This is a genomic window from Janibacter sp. CX7, from assembly GCF_024362365.1.
In the GTDB taxonomy this organism is placed as follows: domain Bacteria; phylum Actinomycetota; class Actinomycetes; order Actinomycetales; family Dermatophilaceae; genus Janibacter.
The window spans coordinates 705,741-725,265 of record NZ_CP101464.1 but is presented as its reverse complement, the minus strand read 5'-3'; the positions used below and the strand labels follow the sequence as shown (position 1 = coordinate 725,265).

General features: G+C 73.2%; 19 protein-coding genes. 5 read left to right on the top strand and 14 right to left on the bottom strand.

The genetic code is table 11. The annotated features are described in order from the left end of the window. The first annotated feature begins 62 nt into the window (after positions 1-62). The 3 genes from NMQ01_RS03675 (at position 63) to NMQ01_RS03665 (ending at position 1,388) form a co-directional block, all read left to right on the top strand. The gene (locus tag NMQ01_RS03675; protein ID WP_255185519.1) at positions 63-725 is read left to right on the top strand and encodes a TetR/AcrR family transcriptional regulator; all 663 of its coding nucleotides are present in this window, start codon (positions 63-65) and stop codon (positions 723-725) included. Positions 726-768: 43 nt separating this feature from the next. Beyond that, positions 769-987 (top strand): DUF3107 domain-containing protein, encoded by a 219-nt coding sequence (locus tag NMQ01_RS03670; RefSeq protein WP_255185518.1) that lies wholly within the window; start codon positions 769-771, stop codon positions 985-987. Between the two features lie 149 nt (positions 988-1,136). After that, entirely contained in the window at positions 1,137-1,388 is a 252-nt protein-coding gene (locus NMQ01_RS03665) for a GlsB/YeaQ/YmgE family stress response membrane protein (RefSeq protein ID WP_255185517.1), read from the top strand. A gap of 87 nt (positions 1,389-1,475) precedes the next feature. Here the strand turns inward: NMQ01_RS03665 and NMQ01_RS03660 are convergent, their stop codons facing one another. Continuing rightward, the gene (locus NMQ01_RS03660; RefSeq protein ID WP_255185516.1) at positions 1,476-2,177 is read right to left on the bottom strand and encodes a ferritin-like fold-containing protein; all 702 of its coding nucleotides are present in this window, start codon (positions 2,175-2,177) and stop codon (positions 1,476-1,478) included. A gap of 215 nt (positions 2,178-2,392) precedes the next feature. Between NMQ01_RS03660 and NMQ01_RS03655 the strand changes: the two genes are divergently transcribed. Next, the gene (locus NMQ01_RS03655) at positions 2,393-3,940 is read left to right on the top strand and encodes a DEAD/DEAH box helicase (RefSeq protein ID WP_255185515.1); all 1,548 of its coding nucleotides are present in this window, start codon (positions 2,393-2,395) and stop codon (positions 3,938-3,940) included. 69 nt (positions 3,941-4,009) lie between these two features. Then, positions 4,010-5,677 carry a glycosyltransferase family 4 protein gene (locus NMQ01_RS03650; RefSeq protein ID WP_255185514.1) on the top strand — a complete coding sequence of 556 codons (1,668 nt, stop codon included), beginning with the start codon at positions 4,010-4,012 and terminating at the stop codon, positions 5,675-5,677. A 6-nt stretch (positions 5,678-5,683) separates the two neighbouring features. Here NMQ01_RS03650 and NMQ01_RS03645 read toward each other — a convergent pair whose 3' ends face one another. From NMQ01_RS03645 to NMQ01_RS03585, 13 genes are all read right to left on the bottom strand, one after another. Next, the gene (locus tag NMQ01_RS03645; RefSeq protein WP_255185513.1) at positions 5,684-7,387 is read right to left on the bottom strand and encodes a glycosyltransferase; all 1,704 of its coding nucleotides are present in this window, start codon (positions 7,385-7,387) and stop codon (positions 5,684-5,686) included. Beyond that, positions 7,384-9,501 (bottom strand): glycosyltransferase family A protein, encoded by a 2,118-nt coding sequence (locus NMQ01_RS03640; protein WP_255185512.1) that lies wholly within the window; start codon positions 9,499-9,501, stop codon positions 7,384-7,386. Before NMQ01_RS03640 ends, NMQ01_RS03645 begins: the two co-directional genes overlap by 4 nt. Positions 9,502-9,509: 8 nt before the next feature. Next, on the bottom strand, positions 9,510-10,283 hold the full coding sequence (locus NMQ01_RS03635) for a ParA family protein (protein WP_255185511.1): 774 nt from the start codon (positions 10,281-10,283) through the stop codon (positions 9,510-9,512). Positions 10,284-10,415: 132 nt separating this feature from the next. Next, on the bottom strand, positions 10,416-11,747 hold the full coding sequence (locus tag NMQ01_RS03630; protein WP_255185510.1) for a DUF2252 domain-containing protein: 1,332 nt from the start codon (positions 11,745-11,747) through the stop codon (positions 10,416-10,418). Continuing rightward, the gene (locus NMQ01_RS03625) at positions 11,744-12,586 is read right to left on the bottom strand and encodes a PHP domain-containing protein (protein WP_255185509.1); all 843 of its coding nucleotides are present in this window, start codon (positions 12,584-12,586) and stop codon (positions 11,744-11,746) included. Before NMQ01_RS03625 ends, NMQ01_RS03630 begins: the two co-directional genes overlap by 4 nt. 33 nt (positions 12,587-12,619) lie before the next feature. Next, the gene (locus NMQ01_RS03620; protein ID WP_255185508.1) at positions 12,620-13,405 is read right to left on the bottom strand and encodes an enoyl-CoA hydratase/isomerase family protein; all 786 of its coding nucleotides are present in this window, start codon (positions 13,403-13,405) and stop codon (positions 12,620-12,622) included. Positions 13,406-13,427: 22 nt separating this feature from the next. Next, positions 13,428-14,636 (bottom strand): 3-oxoadipyl-CoA thiolase, encoded by a 1,209-nt coding sequence (gene pcaF, locus NMQ01_RS03615; protein ID WP_255185507.1) that lies wholly within the window; start codon positions 14,634-14,636, stop codon positions 13,428-13,430. Further along, on the bottom strand, positions 14,633-15,175 hold the full coding sequence (locus NMQ01_RS03610) for a DUF6158 family protein (RefSeq protein ID WP_255185506.1): 543 nt from the start codon (positions 15,173-15,175) through the stop codon (positions 14,633-14,635). Before NMQ01_RS03610 ends, pcaF begins: the two co-directional genes overlap by 4 nt. Positions 15,176-15,197: 22 nt before the next feature. Continuing rightward, positions 15,198-15,719: a gamma carbonic anhydrase family protein gene (locus NMQ01_RS03605; protein WP_255185505.1), complete on the bottom strand. Its 522-nt coding sequence runs from the start codon at positions 15,717-15,719 to the stop codon at positions 15,198-15,200. 1 nt (position 15,720) lies between these two features. After that, positions 15,721-16,581, bottom strand: a complete 861-nt coding sequence (locus tag NMQ01_RS03600; RefSeq protein WP_255185504.1) for an amidohydrolase family protein — start codon at positions 16,579-16,581, stop codon at positions 15,721-15,723. Between the two features lie 6 nt (positions 16,582-16,587). Beyond that, positions 16,588-16,917, bottom strand: coding sequence for a ferredoxin (fdxA, locus tag NMQ01_RS03595; protein WP_255185503.1), 330 nt, complete (start codon positions 16,915-16,917; stop codon positions 16,588-16,590). 11 nt (positions 16,918-16,928) lie between these two features. Next, entirely contained in the window at positions 16,929-17,945 is a 1,017-nt protein-coding gene (locus tag NMQ01_RS03590) for an NAD(P)/FAD-dependent oxidoreductase (RefSeq protein ID WP_255185502.1), read from the bottom strand. After that, positions 17,942-19,525 (bottom strand): benzoate-CoA ligase family protein, encoded by a 1,584-nt coding sequence (locus NMQ01_RS03585; protein ID WP_255185501.1) that lies wholly within the window; start codon positions 19,523-19,525, stop codon positions 17,942-17,944. The genes NMQ01_RS03590 and NMQ01_RS03585 overlap by 4 nt, the downstream gene beginning before the upstream one ends.

Sequence of the window (19,525 nt, the reverse complement as noted above, 5' to 3'; positions counted from 1 at the left end):
CACTACCGCGCAGTAGGATCCTGTGACTCACCACACGGTGAGCCACCCATCCCGGAGGAACCATGAGCTCCCACGCGACCGGTACCCGCGTCCAGCGGATGCCCCGTGCCCAGCGGCGGGCGCAGCTGCTCGGCGCCGCCCTGACCGTCTTCGTCTCGAAGGGCTACCACGCCGCCGCGATGGAGGACATCGCCGACGAGGCGGGCGTCTCCAAGCCCGTTCTCTACCAGCACTTCCCGGGCAAGCTCGACCTCTACCTCGCCCTCCTCGACGACCAGTGCGACCACCTCGAGTCACTCGTGCTCGAGGCGCTCAACTCGAGCGACGACCACGAGGAGCGGGTCTACGCGACCGTCCGCGCCTACTTCGACTTCGTCGCCGACGAGGGCGGCGCCTTCCGCCTGATCTACGAGTCGGACCTGACCAACGAGCCGCAGGTGCGTCACCGGATCGACGCCCTCGAGGCGCAGCTCGGCGAGGCGATGACCCAGCGGATCACCGAGGACACCCCGCTGCCCAAGGAGCTGGCCGAGATGCTCGGTCTGGCGATGTCCGGTGCCGCGCAGGTCATGGCGCGCACCTGGCTCGCGCACGGCGCCCACTTCACCAAGGACGTCGCCGCGCAGGCCGCCGGCCACCTCGCCTGGCGCGGTCTCGGCTCCTTCCCCGTCAACCGCATGGGCACCACCGACGACCCCGGCACCGCCGCTGTCGGGAGTGAGTGACACGATGAGCCCGAGCTCACCCGTCGACAACGAAGGAGTGACCGTGGAGGTCAAGATCGGGATCCAGAACGTCGCCCGCGAGATCGTCATCGAGGCGACCGGCGCCGAGGCGGAGATCGAGGCCGCCGTGCGCACCGCACTCGACGGCGGAGCGCTCGTGCTCACCGACGACAAGGGCCGTCGCGTCATGGTCCCGGCCGGCGCCCTCGGCTACGTCGAGGTCGGCGAGCCCAGCCGCGGACGGGTCGGTTTCGGCGCCTGATCGCCGGGCCTGCGGGTCGCCGCACCCAAATCGTCACTTCCTGAGAGTCGCCCCACCCGCCTCAGGAGTCTATGTTGGTCACGGAAGCCCGCACGGGCTGCCTGAGCGCGTCCGCTCACCCCTGTCGGACGCAGAAGGAGTGATTCACTGTGTGGACCATCATCGTCACCGTCATCGTCGGCGCCATCATCGGCGCGCTCGCTCGTCTGGTCCTGCCGGGCAAGCAGAGCATCTCGACGCTCGTCACCGTCATCCTCGGTGTCCTGGGCGCGCTGATCGGCTCCTACCTGATCAACGGCACGAAGACGGACTTCAGCTTCCTCGCCGTCATCGTCGGTGTCGTCGTCGCCGCCGTCCTGATCGTCCTCTACGGGATGATCGCCGGCCGCAAGCAGGTCTGACGCACCACGACGAAGGGGGGTCCCGCCGAGTCGGCGGGACCCCCCTTCGGCATGTCGTGGGGACGGGTCACCCTCGGGACGCGGCGCTCAGGCGGACATGCCGAGGCGGGCCATCCGCTGCTGGTGCCGGTCGGTGAGCCGCTGCATGAGCTCACCGACCTCCGCGAGGGTGGCGCCGGGGCGGTCGTGGCTCAGGCCGAGGACGAGCTCGCTGAGGGCCTCGCGCTGGGCGGCCACGACCTGCCCCTGCGTCAGGGCCTCGCCCATGAGCCGTCGGCCCCACAGCGCGAGCGGACCGCCGCGACGCGGGTCCTGCTTGATGCCGCGACGCACCGCGTCGACGATCGTGTCGCGGTCGGCCTGCAGACCCCCGGTCTGCTCGATGACCGCCTGGGCGGAGGGGTCGACGTAGCGCGAGATCTCGACGAAGAAGTCACGGGCGATGCCGTCGCCGATGTAGGCCTTGACCATGCCCTCGAGCAGGTCACGCGGGCGGGTGCGCGCGTGGTAGGCCTCGAAGGCGTCCTCGAAGGGCGCCATGGCGGCGACCGGGTCGCCGCCGAGGGCGACGATGTGGTCGCACAGCTGCTCGTGGCTCTGGAACTCCCGGACCGCCATGCGCGCCAGCGCCCGCTTGAGGACGAGGTCGCGGGCCATCTCGGAGTCCGCCGCCATCCGCGTGAAGCCGGAGATCGCGCCGTAGGCGATGACCCCGAGGAGCTCGATCGTCCCCTCGCGCTCGCGGGTGCCGAGCTCGGGCGTGGACGAAGGGGGAACCTGCTCGCTCATGGGTCGCAGCCTAGTGGCGCACCGGCCACGTTTCGGCTCCGGGAGGGGGTCGCGGGTAGCATGACGACGACCAGCGGTGCCCGGTCGGCATCCTTCTCCCCGGACGAGACGTCCGGCGCGGTCGCCCCTCGTGGCGGCGGACCGCTTGACTCACCTCCGATCGGCCCGTGCCATCCACGGCGCGCGATGCGTCGTCCACGCTGATCGAGAGATTCATGACTGAGCCCGACACGACCGTGCCCGCGTCCGACGCCGAGCGCGAGGCCGTCCAGGCCACCCCCGACATCGAGGGCACCGCGCCCGAGGCCGCGCAGCAGACCTTCGGCGACTTCGACGTCCACCCCGAGATCGTCGCGGCCCTCGCCGACGCGGGGATCGTCCACCCCTTCCCCATCCAGGCGATGACCCTGCCCGTCGCCCTCGCCGGTCACGACATCATCGGCCAGGCCAAGACCGGCACCGGCAAGACCCTCGGCTTCGGCGTCCCGATGCTCAACCGCATCGACCTCGAGTCCGACGACGTCCGCCCGCAGGCCCTCGCGGTCGCCCCGACCCGTGAGCTGGCCAGCCAGGTCGCCGCCGACCTCGAGCGCGCCGGCAAGCGCCTGGGCATCAAGGTGCTCACCGTCTACGGTGGTCGCGCCTACGAGCCGCAGATCGAGGCGCTGAAGAAGGGCGTCCACGTCGTCGTCGGCACCCCCGGTCGCCTCATCGACCTGGCCCAGCAGCGCCACCTCGACCTGTCGGGCACCAAGACGGTCGTCCTCGACGAGGCCGACGAGATGCTCGACCTGGGCTTCCTGCCCGACGTCGAGAAGATCATGGCGATGACCTCCCCGGCCCGCCACACGATGCTCTTCTCCGCGACGATGCCCGGCGCGATCGTCGCCCTGGCCCGTCGCTACATGACCCAGCCGACGCACATCCGCGCGATGAGCGAGGACGGCGAGGGCGACAGCCACACCGTCAAGGCGATCGAGCAGTTCGTCTACCGCGCGCACGCGATGGACAAGGTCGAGATGCTCGCCCGTATCCTGCAGGCCAAGGACCGCGGCCTGACGATCATCTTCTCGCGCACCAAGCGCACCGCCGCCAAGGTCGCCGACGAGCTCACTGACCGGGGCTTCGCCGCGGCGTCGATCCACGGTGACCTCGGCCAGGGCGCCCGCGAGCAGGCGCTGCGTGCCTTCCGCAACGGCAAGGTCGACGTCCTCGTCGCCACCGACGTCGCCGCGCGCGGCATCGACGTCACCGACGTCACCCACGTCATCAACTACCAGTGCCCCGACGACGAGAAGACCTATGTCCACCGCATCGGCCGCACCGGCCGCGCGGGCAACACGGGCATCGCCGTCACCTTCGTCGACTGGGACGACGAGACGAAGTGGGCGATGATCAACCGCGCCCTCGACCTGGGCATCCCCGAGGCCGTCGAGACCTACTCCTCGAGCCCGCACCTCTTCACCGACCTCGACATCCCCGAGGGCACCAAGGGCCGCCTCCCCCGCGGGCAGCGCACCCGCGAGGGCCTCGACGCCGAGCGCCTCGAGGACCTCGGCGAGACCGGCAAGTCCAGCGGTCGCCGCTCCGGTGGCGGTCGTGGCGGCAACGGTGGCGGTCGTGGTGGCAACGGCGGAGGCCGTGGTGGCGAGCGCTCCGGTCAGGGCGAGGCGAAGGGGGACGGCGAGTCCCGTCCCCGTCGTCGCCGCAACCGCCGCCGCACCCGCGGTGGCCAGTCGCAGTCCTCGGGCTCGGAGAGCTGAGCAGCTCCTCCGGTGCGAAGGGGGCCGGCCTCCCGGCTCCCTTCGGCCCGGCGAACTAGGCTGCCTCGGGTGCGTGACCCCAAGAGCCTCGCCCGCGGCGCCGCCCGCCGGACCTACGCGACCCTGCAGCGCCTGCGTCCCCGTCCCACCGCCTCGGACGGGTCGAGCGCGGCGGCCGTCACCGCCCGTCTCGCGGCGCTGACCGAGCAGCGCGACCACGCCGCGGCCGTCGACCTCGTCCGCGCCGAGCTCGACGCCCTCGGTCGGGACACCGGATTCCTCGACCAGGCGCGGCGCAGCTCCTCGCGGGCCGGCGAGCCGAGCCTGCAGGCGGAGGTGACTCGGGCCGAGCTCGCGGCGACGCCGCGCTTCGCCGGTCCGGCCCGCACCCGGCTCACGGCGGCCCTCGACCAGGTCACCGGCCGGCTGCGCGAGACCGACCCGACGTGGTCCCCTTCGCTCGACCCGGCCGCCGTGGCCGCCGCCCGCACCCTGCAGGAGCGGTCCGAGCCCGGAGCCGGGCGCCGCGTCGTCCACCTGCTGAAGATCGCCCTGCCCCACCGGCAGTCCGGCTACTCCGTGCGCACCCGCTACAACCTCGCCGCCCAGACCGACGCGGGCATGGAGCCGGTCGCGATCACGGCGCTCGACTTCCCGGGCGGCGACGCACCCGACGTCGAGATGGTCCACGGGGTGCGCCACCGTCACCTGCTGCGCGACCACGTCCCCGGCACCGAGCGCGTCGACAGCTATCTCGACGCCTATGCCAGCGCCCTGCTGCCCGCCGTCGCCGAGGAGGCCCCCGACCTGCTCCACGTGCACTCGGGTGGCCGCGGCTACGAGGCCGCACTCGTCGGGCGGGCCGTCGCCGAGGCCCTCGACATCCCGTGGGTCTACGAGGTCCGCGGCTTCTTCGAGGCGATCTGGAGCCAGGACCTCGACCGGGCCGAGTCGGCCGAGACCTATCGCCGGCGCCGCGACACCGACACCCGCTGCATGCTCGCCGCCGACGCCGTCATCACCCTCAGCGAGTCGATGCGCTCCGACATCATCAGCCGCGGCGTGCCCGGCGACCGCGTCCACGTCGTGCCGAATGGCGTTGACGCGCAGGCCTTCTCACCCCGCCCCCGGCGAGATGACCTCATCGACCAGTACGGCCTGCGCGACCGCTTCGTCTTCGGCTACGTCTCAAACCTCGACCACTACCGCGAGGGTCAGGAGCTGCTCGTCGACGCCGCCGTCGCCCTGCGCGAGCGTGGCATCGACGCCGTCGCGCTCGTCGTCGGCGACGGCACCCGCCGCGCCGAGCTCGAGGCACACGCCGCCGCGGTCGACGCCGGTGACGCCGTCGTCTTCACCGGCCGGGTCCCCCACGACGAGGTCCTCGACCACTACGCCCTCATCGACGTCTTCGTCGTGCCCCGGGTCGACGAGCAGGCGGCCCGGCTCGTCACGCCGCTCAAGCCCTTCGAGGCGATGGCCACCGGGCTGCCCGTGCTCGTCTCCGACCTGCCGGCCCTCACCGAGATCACCGGCGAGGGCGCGTGGGGCGAGTCCTTCGCCGCCGGGGACGCCGACGCGCTGACCGATGCGCTCGCCCGCCTGGCCGGTGACCCGGAGCGTCGCACGGAGCTCGCCGCCGCCGGCCGTGCCTGGGTCGAGGCCGAGCGCTCCTGGGCCGCCAACGGCCCGCGCTACGCGCAGGTCTACGAGCAGGTGCTCGGCGCCCGGGAGTGACCCGCGTCAGACCTCGACCTGCTCCCGCGGGTCGCCGTAGAAGACCACCCGGCTCGAGGCATTCATGAAGGACGCGTCCTCGAGGGTCCACGTGTGGGCGTGCCGGTCGGTGCCCCGGATGCTCACGAAGTTGAACCGGTCGGCCGAGTAGGTCCGCACCCCCGCAGCCTGCGCGCGGTTGAGCAGGTCGGTGTCGACCGCCCGCGGCAGGTCGGAAAATCGCAGCCCCCGCGCCACCTCACCACGCATGAGGATCGAGCCGCCCTGCACGAGCCGCTCGTAGCGGTGCTCGCTCTTGGGGAAGCGCAGGATCACGGCGCCGGTGCTGCGCAGCCACGTGTAGTGCGCCCACTTGCCCGCGATCCCCGCCCCGGAGTAGTCGACGGCGTCGACGAGGTCGAGCAGGTAGTGGCGACCGTAGAAGTTGTCGTCGTCGATCTTCGCCACGTGCGCGCCGTCGCTGGCGTCGATGCCGAGGTTGAGGCAGGCGCCGAGCGTGAGCGAGGCGTCGGCGGGCACGACGACGAGCTGGTCGATGCCTCGCTCGCGGAAGCGCGCCTCCACCTCGGCGACGTCGACGTCGAGCCCGTGGAGGACGAGGACGACCTGCAGCTCGCCGCTCTCGCGCAGCGACTGCCGGGCCATGTTGTCGGCGACGGTGTCGAGCTCGTGGGCCCGGTTGGTCGAGATGACCGCGCTCACGCTCCGGTCGAAGGGAGCGCCCGTCGCCTCCCGCAGGTCGCGGGAGCGTCCGACGAGGGCCTCGAGGTCGGCGGCCCGGTGGGCGAAGGTGTGCCCGCCCCGCACGACGCGGGCGGCCGGCAGGGCGACCCGCTCGACGAGCTCGTCCTGCCACAGGTGGGCGCGCACCTGCAGCGCCAGCTGGGTGTCGTCCTCAACGCGGCAGGCACGGTCGGCCAGCTCGTCGGGCAGCCGCTCGATCGTGGGGCCGGTGCCGACGAGGGCCGTGCCGGCGGCGGCGGCCTCGAGGGCGAGCCAGGGGGTCAGGGGTCGATCGGCGACGAGGGCGGCCGCGCGGTAGCGCCCGAGGACGGGGCGGTCGCCCGGCAGCTCGCTCGCCGCGTCGTCACCCCCGACGACGTCGAGCCGCTGCGGCTGCACGGGCGCCAGTCGCTCGAGGTCGACGTCGGCGTCACCGACGAGGGCGACGACCTGCTCCCGCCGTGCGGTGGAGCCGACGACCGAGGGTGCGTGGACGGTGTGGTCGACGGCGGGCGCGAGGTGGCGCACCTCGCGCCCCAGTGCGGCGGCCCACTCGGGCACGCTCGCGGCGTCGTCGACGTGGATGTGCACGGGCGCGGTGACGCCCTCGACGAGCCGCGCGACGTCGTCGGCGACGACCCGGGCGCTGCTCGTCACCCAGACGATGACCGGCACCTCGACCCCTGCGACGGCGGCACGCTGCCGGGCGAAGGGCGCCGCCACGGTCACCGCCGAGCGCGCGTCGACCTCGACGAGCACCGCCTCGGGGTCCTCGTCGGTGATCAGCCACTGACCGGCCAGGCCGGCGCGCACCCGCTCCGAGGCGTGCACCTCGACGCGCAGCCGCTCGTGGGAGCGTCGCTCCCCGGCGGCCGGGGCCATGACCCGGGCACGCCGCCTGCTCTCCTCGCGCCGGGCACGCGGCCCCGCGGTCGCGTCGCGGACGGCGGACCGCACCGCCTGGGCCGGTCCGGACAGTGCACTCATCGCATCTCCTCGGCGAGCTGGTGGATCCGGGCGCGGACCTCGTCCTCGGGCAGCCAGAGGGCGCTCCCCTCGGGCACGCCCCACGTGGCGAGCTCGGCCTCGACGGCGGCGTGGGTCCACGCCGGGTCGACCCGGTGGGTGCGGGTCGCGGTGGGCCGGGTGACGAGCACCTCGCCCGTCGTCAGGTCGGGCGCGGGCCGGCCGACGGACAGTGCCTCGGCGCGGCGCACCCAGGTGACCGCCGCCTCGACGTGCTCCTCGGGGTGCACCTGCACGAGGTCGTCGGCGTGGTCGACGAGCCGGCGCACCGCAGGCAGCAGGCCCTTGCGGTAGAGGCGCAGGCGCGCGGGGTTCTCGCGGTGGAGCAGCGCGACCCGCAGGTCGAGGTCGAGCAGCTCGTCGAGCACACCCCGCAGCTCGGCCGGGTCGGCCATCGTGTCGGCGGCGTCGTCGACGACGAGCAGGTCGAAGGGAGCGAGCGGCCGCGTCGAGATCCAGGCGTGGGGTGCGGTGAAGGGACGGCCCGGCGCGCTCTCTCGCTCGGGGTCGGACTCGCCGTGCCGGGTGGCCCAGTCGAGGACGAGCTCCTGCGGGACGTCGGCCCCCTCGGCCATCGGCGGCAGCTCCCCCTTCGTCCTGGCGGTGGCGAGGCGGCGGTGCCACGCCTTGTAGGCCGAGCGATAGGCCAGCCGCGCGCCGATGCCCCAGCCGACGCCGAAGTCGCTGCGGGACAAGGACCCCGAGCGCAAGCGGGTGATCTGCAGGGGCGGGGTGACCATGGGCGGGACCTGGCCGGTGACGGCTTCGATCCGGGCGTTGTACTCGCTGTCGGCGCTCTTGCGCACGTCGTCGAAGCTGCCGACGCGGTCGTGCGTCGACCGCCGCATGACGAGCCCGGCGGCGTTGTGCCGCACCGCCGGGTAGCCAAGCCAGGCGAGCCGGAGGTCCTCGCTCGCGCGGATCGCCAGGGCGTGGGTCGCGACGAGCGAGGGGTCGGCGAGCAGCGGGAGCACCTGGCGCTCGATGCGCTCGGGGTGGCACCAGTCGTCGGCGTCGAGGAAGGCGAGGTACTCCCCCTTCGCCTGGGCCAGACCGAGGTTGCGCGCGCGATAGGCCCCGCCGTTGCGCTCACGGGTGATGACCCGCGCCCGCGGGTCCAGCGCGGCGATGCGGGCGATCTCGTCGGCGAAGTCCGGGCCGGACGCGTCGTCGACGACGAGCACCTCGAGCCGTGACCAGGTCTGGTCGAGCAGGGCGCGGATCGCCGTGGCGAGCCACGGGCCCGGGCGATAGGCGGTGACGACGACGCTGACGAGCGGCAGCTCGTCGGGGTCGATGTCGCGGCCGGTCGCCTCACGGACCCGCTCGCGCAGACCCTCCCGGCGGGCGGCGAGCTCGCCCCGGTCGGGGCCGACGCGGTCGTAGACATCGAGGTCGTCGCCGAAGGCCGCGACCGACTCCGCCCCGACGACCGCCGCGAGCTCGTCGTCGGTGAGCCGGCGGGGCACGAGCATCCCGGCGTCGCGCCAGCGGCGGGTGAGCAGCGCCCACCACGCCTCGCCGTCACCGGCGGTGCCGGGGTGCGCCAGGTCGGTCTCGAGGTCGAGCCGCTCGTCGTCGGAGAGCTGGGTGAGCTCGGGCAGCTGGGCCGCGAGGACGGCCGCGCCCTCGCCCGCCTCGGTCTGCCGGGCGAGCAGGGTGTGGGCGTGCAGCAGGCACTGCCGCGCGGTCAGGGCACCGGCGTGACCCTCGTCGACGAGCTCGCGGAAGACGGCCGACCCGGTCCGGGCCAGCTCGGCGTCACCGCTGGTGACGAGCAGCTCGGCCCAGCCGGCCCGCCAGCTCGGGGCGCCGGTGCGCTCGGCGAGCAGCCGCGCGGCATCACGCAGCAGCGCGGAGCGGGTGCGGTGGCCGGTCGCGACCAGGTCGTCGACGCCGATCTGCTCCGCGCCGCGGGCATAGGCGGCGACGAGCGGGGCGGCGCCGGTGAGCGGGGTCGGCCGCAGCCGGGCACGAAGGGGGTCGACGACCCGACGTCGTGCGGCGGGATCACGGGTGACGACGGCGCGCAGGCCGCCGACGGCGAGGGTACGAGCGCGTTGCAGGGTGGGCACGGGGCGACTCAGATCGCGGCGAGGATGGCCTCGGTGACCTCGCGGTAGGCGGCGGCACCCTTGCTCGAGCGGGCGGTGTCGAGGATCGAGCGGCCCGCGGCCGGCGCCTCCGCGAAGCGCACCGTGCGCGGGATCGGCGGCGAGAGCACCGGCAGCTTGTAGCGCGTGCCGAGGTCCTCGAGCACCTCGCGGGCGTGGTTGGAGCGGCCGTCGTACATCGTCGGGAGGATGCCGATGGTCTTGAGCTTCTTGTTGAGCAGCTTCTTGACGTCCTTGACCGTGTCGAGCAGCTGGCCGACGCCGCGGTGGCTGAGCATCTCGGCCTGCATCGGGATGATCAGACCGGTCGCGGCCGTGAGCGCCGAGAGGGTGAGCACGCCCAGGCTCGGGCTGCAGTCGAGCAGGACGACGTCGTAGTCCTCGCGGACATCCTCGAGGACCGACTGGAGGACGAACTCGCGCCCCGGACGGGTGAGCAGCTGGGCCTCGGAGCCCGCGAGCTCGATCGTCGAGGGCAGCAGGTCGATGCCGTCGCTCGCCTCGAGGATCGCGTCGGCGATCTCGGCCTGGCCGAGGACGACCTCGTTGACCGACAGCTCGACGGCGTCGGGGTCGATGCCGAGGCTGAAGGTCAGGCTCGCCTGCGGGTCGAGGTCGACGAGCAGCACGCGCTTGCCGAGCTCCGCCATGGCGGCGCCGATCGAGGCCACGGAGGTCGTCTTGGCGACCCCGCCCTTCTGGTTGGCGACCGCGATGATCGCCGCCTTCTTCGCACGTGCCACGTGTGACGCCCTTCTGTCCGTCGGGATGCGCCGCCATCCTCTCAGGTCGGCGCCCTGCCGGGGCGTCACCACCCCGCGGCGCGCGTCACGTCGCGGCCTCGTCGAGGTGACGGGCTCCCCCTTCGCCCCGGGTCAGACCGCCTGCACGCGCCCGATGCGGCCCCGGCGGAAGGCCTCGACGAAGAGCGCGTGGTCGGCACGGACCCGCTCGGCGTAGGCGACGGCGAAGTCGACGAGGTCGCCCACGAGCTCCTCCTCGCGGCCCTCGAGGACCGAGGCGATCGCCTCCTCCGTCTGGAAGTCGACGACGGTGTGGTCGCTGTCGGCGTCGGAGACGCAGTGGATCTTGGCCGTCGCCCGCCCGAGGTCGCGCACGACCGGCTCCATGTCGACCGGCTCGTGCAGCTCGTCCCACGACAGGTCGATCTCGTAGGGCGAGACCTCGTCGACGACGAAGCCGACGCCCGCGACCGTCGTGTAGCCGAGCAGCGGGTCGGCGTGCACCTGCAGCGCCCGCTGGCTGACGACGGTCCGCTCCCCCTCGTGGGCGAAGAGGTCACGAGCCTGCGGCAGGTCGACGACGTCGGCGAGCGCGGGGTGGTTGGCCTGCTTCATCGACAGGAGGATGTCATTTTCGTGCGCCTCGTCGAAGCCCTCGATGAGCAGGCTGTAGGCCGGCAGACCGGCGCTGCCGATGCCGAAGCCGGAGCGCCCGACGACGTCCTTGACCTCGTAGAAGGTCTCGTGCTCGGCCCGCTTCGCCTCCGGGATCGTCTCGACGTAGCGCGCGAAGGCCTCGAGGACCCGCCCGCGCTCGTCGTCGTCGAGGCGGCGCACGCCGGGCCCGTCGGTGAACCGGCGCCCCTCGTCGGTCACCTCGCTCGCCGCGTCGAGCAGCGCGGACCGGCTGTTGCGCCGAGCCGCCTGCAGGGTCGCGTGCACGGCACCCTCGGTGTTGCCCAGCCGGAGCGCGAAGTCGGTGTCCATGGCACCGGCGACGAAGTCGTGGACCTGCTCGAGATAGCTGCGCAGGTAGGTCGCCGCCAGGTCACGGACGTCCTGCTCGGGCAGGGCCTTGCGCCAGCCCATGACCGCCAGCCCGGCGACGAATCGCCGCAGGTCCCACGTGTAGGGCCCGACATAGGCCTCGTCGTAGTCGTTGACGTCGAGGACGAGCTCGCCGTGGGAGTTGATGTAGGTGCCGAAGTTCTCCACGTGCAGGTCGCCGTGGATCCACACCCGCGAGGTCCGCTCGTCGGTCCACGGCTCGTCGAGCGAGGCCATGTCGCGGTGGAAGAGGCAGGCGCTGCCGCGATAGAAGGCGAAGGGGGAATCGGCCATCTTGCGGAACTTCACCCGGAAGGCGTCGGGCGAGGCGGCCATGAGGTCGGAGAAGGCGGACTCGAGGGTGTCGACGACGTGCTGCTGGCGAGCCCGCTCGTCGCCCGTCTCGACCCAGCTCATCGCAGGACCGGCAGCCCGGTGGCCAGCGACTCGAGGCGGGCGAGCACCTCGGGGTCGGTCGTGTTCTCACCGAGCCGGTTGGTCTTGCCGTCGCCGTGGAAGTCGCTGCTGCCGGTGACGAGCAGGTCGTGCTCGGCGGCGAGCTCGCGGGCCAGGCGGCGACCGGCGTCGTCGTGGTCGCGGTGGTCGGCCTCGAGGCCGAGCAGCCCGGCGTCGACGAGGCGGGCGACGTCGTCGGCGTCGAGCGAGCGCTGGCGCTTCGCGGCGAAGGGGTGGGCGACGACCGGGACCCCGCCGGCGGCGCGCACGAGCCGGACGGCCTCCTCGGTGCCCACCGCGTAGTGCGCCTCGTAGTAGCGCGAGCCGTTGTGCAGCCAGTCGGCGAAGACGGCATTGCGGTCGGGGGCGAGCCCCTTGGCCACGAGGGCGTCGGCGAGGTGCGGGCGGCCGAGGGAGGCCGGGCCGTCGGCCTGCGCGAGGACGTCGTCCCACGTGATGTCGAAGCCGTCGGCGGCCATGTACTCGACGATGCGCTGCAGTCGCGGCACGCGGTCGTCCCGCATCCGGCGCATCTCCTCGGCGAGGGCCGCGTCCTGAGGGTCGAAGAGGTAGGCGAGCAGGTGGACCGAGCGCCCCTGGTGCCGCGTCGACAGCTCGGCCCCGCGGACGAGGGCGACGCCGTGCTCGGCGGCCGCCTGCGCCGCCTCCTCCCACCCGACGGTCGTGTCGTGGTCGGTGAGCGCCACCGTCGTCAGCCCGGCCCCCGCCGCCTGACGGACGAGCTCACCGGGCGCGTCGGTGCCGTCGCTGCGGGCGCTGTGGGTGTGCAGGTCGATCACATCTGCACCCTATGGCCTCGCACCGACGGCCGGTCAGCCCAGACCGGGCCAGTCGGGCGTGCGCTTCTCGGCGAAGGCGCGCACGCCCTCGGCGCGGTCGGCGCTGAAGGCCGTGTCGTGCCAGCGGGCGTCCTCGAGGTCGAGGCCCTCGTCGAGGGTGAGGTCGAGGCCGCCACGCATGGCCGCCTTGGCATTGCGCATCCCCACCGGCGAGTGCTGGGCGATGGTCGCCGCCATGGCGAGAGCCTCCCCCTTCGCGTCGTCGACGAGGCGGTCGGCCAGGCCGAGGCGCAGGGCCTCCTCGCCATCGACCCGGCGCGCGGTGAAGATCAGGTCGGCCGCCCGCGACCAGCCGATGCGGCGGGTCAGCAGCTGCGTGCCGCCACCGCCGGGGATGACCCCGACCGAGACCTCCGGCAGCGCGAAGAGCGCCCGCGGCCCGGCGACGATGAGGTCACAAGCGAGCGCGAGCTCGCAGCCGCCGCCCATGGCATAGCCGTCGACCGCGGCGATCGTCGGCACCGGCAGGTCGAGCAGCGCGCGGTAGGCCAGCCGGTTGCCCGGGCGCTGGGCGCGCAGCTGCTCGTCGGTGAAGCCGTTGCGCTCCTTGAGGTCCGCGCCGACGCAGAAGGCCTTGTCATGGCTCGAGGTGAGCACCACGGCCCGCACCGAGGTGTCGTCGGCGAGGGCTCCACCGGCCGCGGTGAGGGCGGTCGCCATCTGCGTGGAGACGGCGTTCATCGCCTCGGGGCGGTCGAGGACGACCTCGACGACGCCGGACTCGTGGCGGTCGATGCGGATGAGCGGGGTGTCGATCATGGGGTCCATCCAACCAGTCGGGTCACGGGCGCGAGAGCAGAGCGGCGATGCCCTGCCCGACGCCGATGCACATCGTCGCGATCGCGTGGTCGTGGTCGCCGTCGGCCATCGACAGGGCGGCCGACCAGGCGATCCGGGCACCACTCATCCCGAGCGGGTGACCGAGGGCGATCGCACCGCCGTGCGCGTTGACCCGCGGGTCGTCGTCGGCGATGCCGAGCCGGCGCAGCACGGCCAGGCCCTGCGAGGCGAAGGCCTCGTTGAGCTCGATGACGCCCACCTCGTCGAGCCCGACGCCGGTGTGCGTCAGCAGTCGGGTGACGGCCGGCGCGGGGCCGAGCCCCATGACCCGCGGCTCGACGCCGATGGCGGTCACCGCGTCGACCCGGGCGACCGGCGTCAGGCCGTGACGCTCCACCGCCTCCTCCGAGGCGACGAGCAGCGCGGCGGCGCCGTCGTTGACGCCCGACGAGTTGCCGGCGGTCACCGACCCACCGTCGAAGAGCGGCCGCAGCCGACCGAGCGCCTCGAGCGAGGTCGCGCGCGGGTGCTCGTCGGCGTCGACGACCACGGGGTCGGCCTTGCGTCGGGGCACGGTGACCGGGACGATTTCCCGGGCCAGCCGGCCCGAGGCGATGGCGGCGGCCGCCCGCTCCTGCGAGCGCAGCGCGAAGGCGTCCTGGTCCTCGCGGGAGACGGCGTCGTCGACGGCGACGTTCTCCGCCGTCCTCGGCATCGGGTCGGTGCCGTGGCGCCGCTCCATCTCGGGGTTGACGAAGCGCCACCCGATCGTCGTGTCCTCGACGCCCATCCCCCGGGCGAAGGGGGTCTCGGCCTTCGGCAGGACGAAGGGGGCCCGGCTCATGCTCTCGACCCCACCGGCGACGACGAGGTCGGCGTCGCCGGCGACGACCGCGCGGGCCGCGTAGCCGACGGCGTCGAGCCCCGAGCCGCACAGCCGGTTGATCGTCGTCCCGGGGACCGTGACGGGCAGGTCGGCGAGCAGCGCGGCCATCCGTGCGATGTTGCGGTTGTCCTCCCCCGCCTGGTTGGCGCAGCCGACGACGACGTCGTCGACGAGCTCCGGGTCGAGGTCGGGGTGCCGGGCGAGCAGCTCGCGGATCGTGTGCGCCGAGAGGTCGTCGGGGCGCACGCTCGACAGCGCCCCGCCATATCGACCGATCGGCGTGCGGACCCCGTCGACGAGATAGGCCCGGCGGGCGCCGCTCATCCGGCGCCCTGGCCGCTCAGCCGGGCGCGGCCGGCGTCGGTGAGCACCCGGTCGGTGCCCTCCGTGGCGACGAGCTGGGGGTCGGCACGGTAGAGCTCGGCCCGCACGGCCGGGTCGAGCCCGACCTCGCGGGCGACCTGGTGGGCCTCGAGCTTGTTGAGCCGGCCGCCGTTGTCGGCGAGCCGCTGGAGGAAGGCGGCCACCGGGTCGGCGGTCGCCGAGGCGTCGCTCGGCGCGGGGTCGGGCAGCTCGACGAGCGCCTCGAGCTGGGCGATGACCGCCCGCACCGTCTCGCGCCAGGAGGCGGCGGTCTGGGCGAGGTCGGTGGCCGCGCCGCCGCTGCCCTGCCAAGTGCGCTTGGGGTGGCGGCGCACGTACTCGCGCTCGAGCTCGAGCATGCGGGCCGTGTGGTGGGCGAACTGCTCGGCGCTGCCGTGGAGGAAGACCCAGTTGCGGGTCTCGTGCGCGCTCTTGCCCTGCGCCTCGAGCTCCTCGTCGCTCAGCTCGGACGCCGGGACGCCGGTGGTGGCATCGGACATGGTGGGTTCCCTTCCTCGTGCGTCAGTCGAGCCGACGCAGCTGGTCGCGATAGCGGGTGGAGTTGTCCAGGTACTCGCCGACGCCGAAGCGGATCCACTCCGCCGCGTCGGCCGGGACCGGGCGCACCTGCGCGGGCACGCCGACGGCCATCGAGCCGGCGGGCACCTGCGCCCGCTCGCGCACGACGGCACCGGCCGCGATGACCGAGCCCGTGCCGACGGACGCGAAGTTGAGCACGACCGACCCGGACCCGACGAGGCACCAGTCGCCGATCGTGCAGCCCTCGAGGTGCGCGTTGTGCCCGACGACGCAGTCGGCACCGATCGTCGTCGGCTGCTCCTCGATGACGTGGACGACGGTGCCGTCCTGCACCGAGGTGCGGTCGCCGACGACGATCCGGCCGAAGTCGGCACGCAGGACCGCGGTGGGCCACACCGAGGCGCGCTCGCCGAGCGTCACGTCGCCGATGACGACGGCGTCGGGGTGGACGAAGGCGGAGGCGGGGATCGTCGGCACCGCGTCGCCGAGGGCGTAGATCGCCATGTCAGGCCGCCTCGGTCAGGTGCTTGTAGATGCGAAGGGCGTTGCCCCCCAGGACCGCAGGCACATCCTCGTCGGGCACGAGGTCGGCGACCGCGCGGGCGTTGACGTCGGTGCCGGGCACGCCCGGCCAGTCGGTCGCGAAGATCATCTTGCGCGCCAGCCGCTCGAGGCCGGAGGCCGCGTAGTACTGCGGCAGGCGCTTGGGCGGCAGGCCCGACAGCTCGATCCACACGTGCGGGTTGCTCAGCGCCATGAAGGCCGCCTGCTCGTACCACCAGCCGCGCCCGCCGTGGGCGAGGACGATGTCGAGCTCGGGGAAGTCGCGCGTCACGGCGAGCAGGTGCGAGGGGTCGGCGTACTGGTTGGACGACCCGGCGAAGGTCGAGGTGCCGCAGTGCACGACGAGCGGCGCCCCCTCCTCGCACAGCACCTGGTAGGCCGGGTAGAGCATCGGGTCGTCGCAGGTGAAGCCGCCGTGGACCGGGTGCAGCTTCAGCCCCGCGGCACCGTGCCCGAGCTGGCGGCGCACCTCGTCCCCGAGGGGGAAGTGCAGGTGCGGGTTGACGTTGGCCATCGGGCGGAAGCGCTGCGGGTTGTGCTCGACGACGGGTAGGAGGTCGTCGAAGAGCTGCATGCCCGTCGCCTTGGGGCTGTACTCGCAGAAGAGGATCGCGACGTCGACGCCCTGCTCGGCGAAGAGCTCGTCGACGACCGCCGGGCGTGGGACGCCGTCGGCGTCCCACGCACGCTCCAGCAGGCCCTCGGGCCCGAACTGCCGCGCCCAGTCGATCCACGACGGGGACAGGGTCGGCAGGACGGGCAGGTGGACGTGCGCGTCGACGAGGGTGTGACCGTCGAGCACGGCGCCTCAGAGGTCCGCGACCATCGGGGTGTCGACCCCGATCGGCCCGGTCTTGTGGCTGCCGCCGGGTGCGCCGAGCGGCTCGTCGCGGCCGTCGAGGACCTCGGTGAAGAAGCGCCGGTTGTCCTCGATGTGCTCCTGCATCTCCTCGGGCACCCGTCGGTCCTGGCTGATCGCCTCGACGGGGCACACCGGCTCGCAGGCGCCGCAGTCGATGCACTCCTTGGGGTTGATGTAGAGCTTGCGCTCGCCCTCGTAGATGCAGTCGACGGGGCACTCCTCGGTGCACGAGGTGTCCATGACGTCCAGGCAGTGTCCGGCGATGACGTACGGCATGTGAGTTCCTCTCAGGCGGGCTGCGGGACCGCGGGCTGGTTGTCGGTGGAGTGCCCGGGGAAGAGCTGGGCCTCCGGGTCGATGTGGACGGCCGCGTTGTTGACCGCGGTCGCCACCTCGCCGAAGCCGACGGCGATGAGGCGCACCTTGCCGTCGTAGTCGGTGATGTCACCGGCCGCGAAGATGCCGGGGACGTTGGTGCGCATCGCCGGGTCGACGACGAGGTGCCGGTTGTCGTGGAGCTCGACGCCCCAGTCGCGCAGCGGGCCGAGATTGGCGGTGAAGCCGAGGGCGGCGACGAGCCGGGTGCAGCGAAGGGAGCGGGGCTCCTCCCCCTTCGGCGTCACCATGACCGACTCGAGGGCACGGCCACCGACGGTCTCGGTCACCTGCGCGTTGAGCACGATCTCGACGGGCGCCGCGTGCAGCTGCTCGACCGACCCGTGGTGGGCGCGGAACTGGTCGCGTCGGTGCACGAGCGTCACGGACTCGGCGATCGGGTGGAGCATGTTGGCCCAGTCGACGGCCGAGTCACCGCCGCCGACGACGACGACGTGCTGGCCGGCGTACTCCGCCGAGCTCGGGACGAAGTACTCGAGCCCGCGACCGAGGAAGTCCTCGCCCGCCGGCAGCTTGCGCGGGGAGAAGGTGCCGATGCCGCCGGTGACGACGATCGCCCCCGCCTCGACGCGGTCGCCGGTGCTCGTCGTCACGACGAGCCGCTCACGGCCCTGGTCGTCGGTGGTCCGCTCGAGCTCCTGCGCCTCCTGGCCCAGCAGGTAGACCGGGTCGTAGGGCGCGGCCTGCTCGACGAGGTTGGCGATGAGCTGGCGGCCCGAGACGGCGGGGAAGCCGGCGATGTCGAAGATCTGCTTCTCCGGGTACATCGCGCTCACCTGGCCGCCCACCTGGCTGAGGCTGTCGACGACGGCGGTCCGCAGGCCGCGGACGCCGGCGTAGTAGGCGCCGAAGAGCCCGACGGGGCCGGCTCCGACGATGAGCAGGTCGACACGGGTGGTGGTGCTCATGAGACGACCTCCATCGCGGCGAGCTCCTTGACGAGAGCGCGCACCTTGAAGCGCTGCATCTTGCCGGTCGCGGTTTTGGGCAGCTCGTCGACGAAGTAGACGTGCCGCGGCCGCTTGAAGGGCGCGAGCCCCTCCCGGCACCAGGCGTCGAGCTCGTCGGCGGTGACCTGCCCGCGGGTGACGACGACGGCGACCGGCTTGACCAGGCCGTCGGCGTCCTCCTGCCCGACGACGGCGCACTCGGCGACGGCGTCGTGCGCGAGGAGCCGGTCCTCGACCTCGGTCGGGCTGACCCAGATGCCGCCGGCCTTGAGCAGGTCGGTGGCCCGGCCCATGCAGGCGTAGTAGCCCTCGCTGTCGCGGACATAGGTGTCGCCGGTGTTGAGCCACTCCCCCTGGAAGACGGTGCGGGTGGCCTCGGCGCGACGCCAGTAGCCGAGCGCGGCGGAGGCACCCCGCACGAAGAGGGTGCCCGGCTCGCCGTCGGGGACGAGGGCGCCGTCGAGGTCACGGATCTCGAGGTCGTAGCCCGGAACGGCCTTACCCGTCGTGCCGGGCTTGATCTCACCCGGCCGGTTGGACAGGAAGATGTGCAGGCACTCGGTCGACCCGATGCCGTCGAGGATCTCGAGGCCGAAGCGCGAGAGCATCCGCTCCTGCACCCCGCGCGGCAGCGGCTCGCCGGCCGAGGCGCCCAGCCGGACCCCTGCGAAGGTGTCGTCGGGGATGTCGCTCGCCAGCAGGCCGGCGTAGAAGGTCGGGACGCCGAAGAAGAGCGTGGGTCGCCCCTCGCGGATGCGCTCGGCCATGCCGGTCGGGGTCGGCCGCTCGGGGTTGAGCACGGCGGTCGCCCCCACCGACAGCGGGAAGAACATCGAGTTGCCGATGCCGTAGGCGAAGAAGAGCTTCGCCACCGACAGGCACCGGTCCTCCGACGTGATGCCGAGGACCTGAGCGCCGTAGGTCTCGGTGACGATGCGGAGGTTGTCGTGCCGGTGCATCGCGCCCTTGGGCTTGCCGGTCGTGCCCGAGGTGTAGAGCCACAGGGCCCAGGCGTCGGGACCCGTGGGCACCGGGGCGTGCTCGGCCGGGTCTGCCTGCGCGCCGCGGGCGACGAGCTCGTCCCACGACTGCTGACCGACGTCGCCGAGGTCGGCGGCCACGGCCCCGGGGTCGCCGTCCCAGACGACGTGGCGCAGCTCGGGGCACCGGCCGGCGGCACGCACGGCCGCCTCGGCATAGGTCGAGCTCGCCACGAGGGCGACGGCACCGGAGTCGGCGATGATCTCGGCGAGCTCGTCCGGGCCGTACATCGTCGAGACGGGGACGGCGACGAAGCCGCCCCGGATCGCGCCGAGGATGCCCGCGAAGAGGGCGACGTCGTCGTTGGCCACGAAGACCACCCGGTCGTCACGGCGCAGCCCGAGGGAGCGCAGTCCCGCGGCGGCGCGACCGGTGAGGTCGACGAGGTCGGTGTAGGTGACGGTCTGCGTCGGGGTCTCGACGGCCGGGTGGTCACCGCGCTCCTGCGCGATCCGGTCGACGAGCCAGGCTGCTGCGTTGAAGCCTGCGTCGCTCAT

Excerpts from the sequence above, each read along its gene's own strand:
- NMQ01_RS03675 (WP_255185519.1), top strand. The coding sequence starts at position 63 with ATGAGCTCCCACGCGACCGGTACCCGCGTCCAGCGGATGCCCCGTGCC.
- NMQ01_RS03660 (WP_255185516.1), bottom strand. The coding sequence starts at position 2,177 with ATGAGCGAGCAGGTTCCCCCTTCGTCCACGCCCGAGCTCGGCACCCGC.
- NMQ01_RS03655 (WP_255185515.1), top strand. The coding sequence starts at position 2,393 with ATGACTGAGCCCGACACGACCGTGCCCGCGTCCGACGCCGAGCGCGAG.
- NMQ01_RS03645 (WP_255185513.1), bottom strand. The coding sequence starts at position 7,387 with ATGAGTGCACTGTCCGGACCGGCCCAGGCGGTGCGGTCCGCCGTCCGC.
- NMQ01_RS03630 (WP_255185510.1), bottom strand. The coding sequence starts at position 11,747 with ATGAGCTGGGTCGAGACGGGCGACGAGCGGGCTCGCCAGCAGCACGTC.
- NMQ01_RS03620 (WP_255185508.1), bottom strand. The coding sequence starts at position 13,405 with ATGATCGACACCCCGCTCATCCGCATCGACCGCCACGAGTCCGGCGTC.
- pcaF (WP_255185507.1), bottom strand. The coding sequence starts at position 14,636 with ATGAGCGGCGCCCGCCGGGCCTATCTCGTCGACGGGGTCCGCACGCCG.
- NMQ01_RS03610 (WP_255185506.1), bottom strand. The coding sequence starts at position 15,175 with ATGTCCGATGCCACCACCGGCGTCCCGGCGTCCGAGCTGAGCGACGAG.
- NMQ01_RS03605 (WP_255185505.1), bottom strand. The coding sequence starts at position 15,719 with ATGGCGATCTACGCCCTCGGCGACGCGGTGCCGACGATCCCCGCCTCC.
- fdxA (WP_255185503.1), bottom strand. The coding sequence starts at position 16,917 with ATGCCGTACGTCATCGCCGGACACTGCCTGGACGTCATGGACACCTCG.
- NMQ01_RS03590 (WP_255185502.1), bottom strand. The coding sequence starts at position 17,945 with ATGAGCACCACCACCCGTGTCGACCTGCTCATCGTCGGAGCCGGCCCC.
- NMQ01_RS03585 (WP_255185501.1), bottom strand. The coding sequence starts at position 19,525 with ATGAGCGACGCAGGCTTCAACGCAGCAGCCTGGCTCGTCGACCGGATC.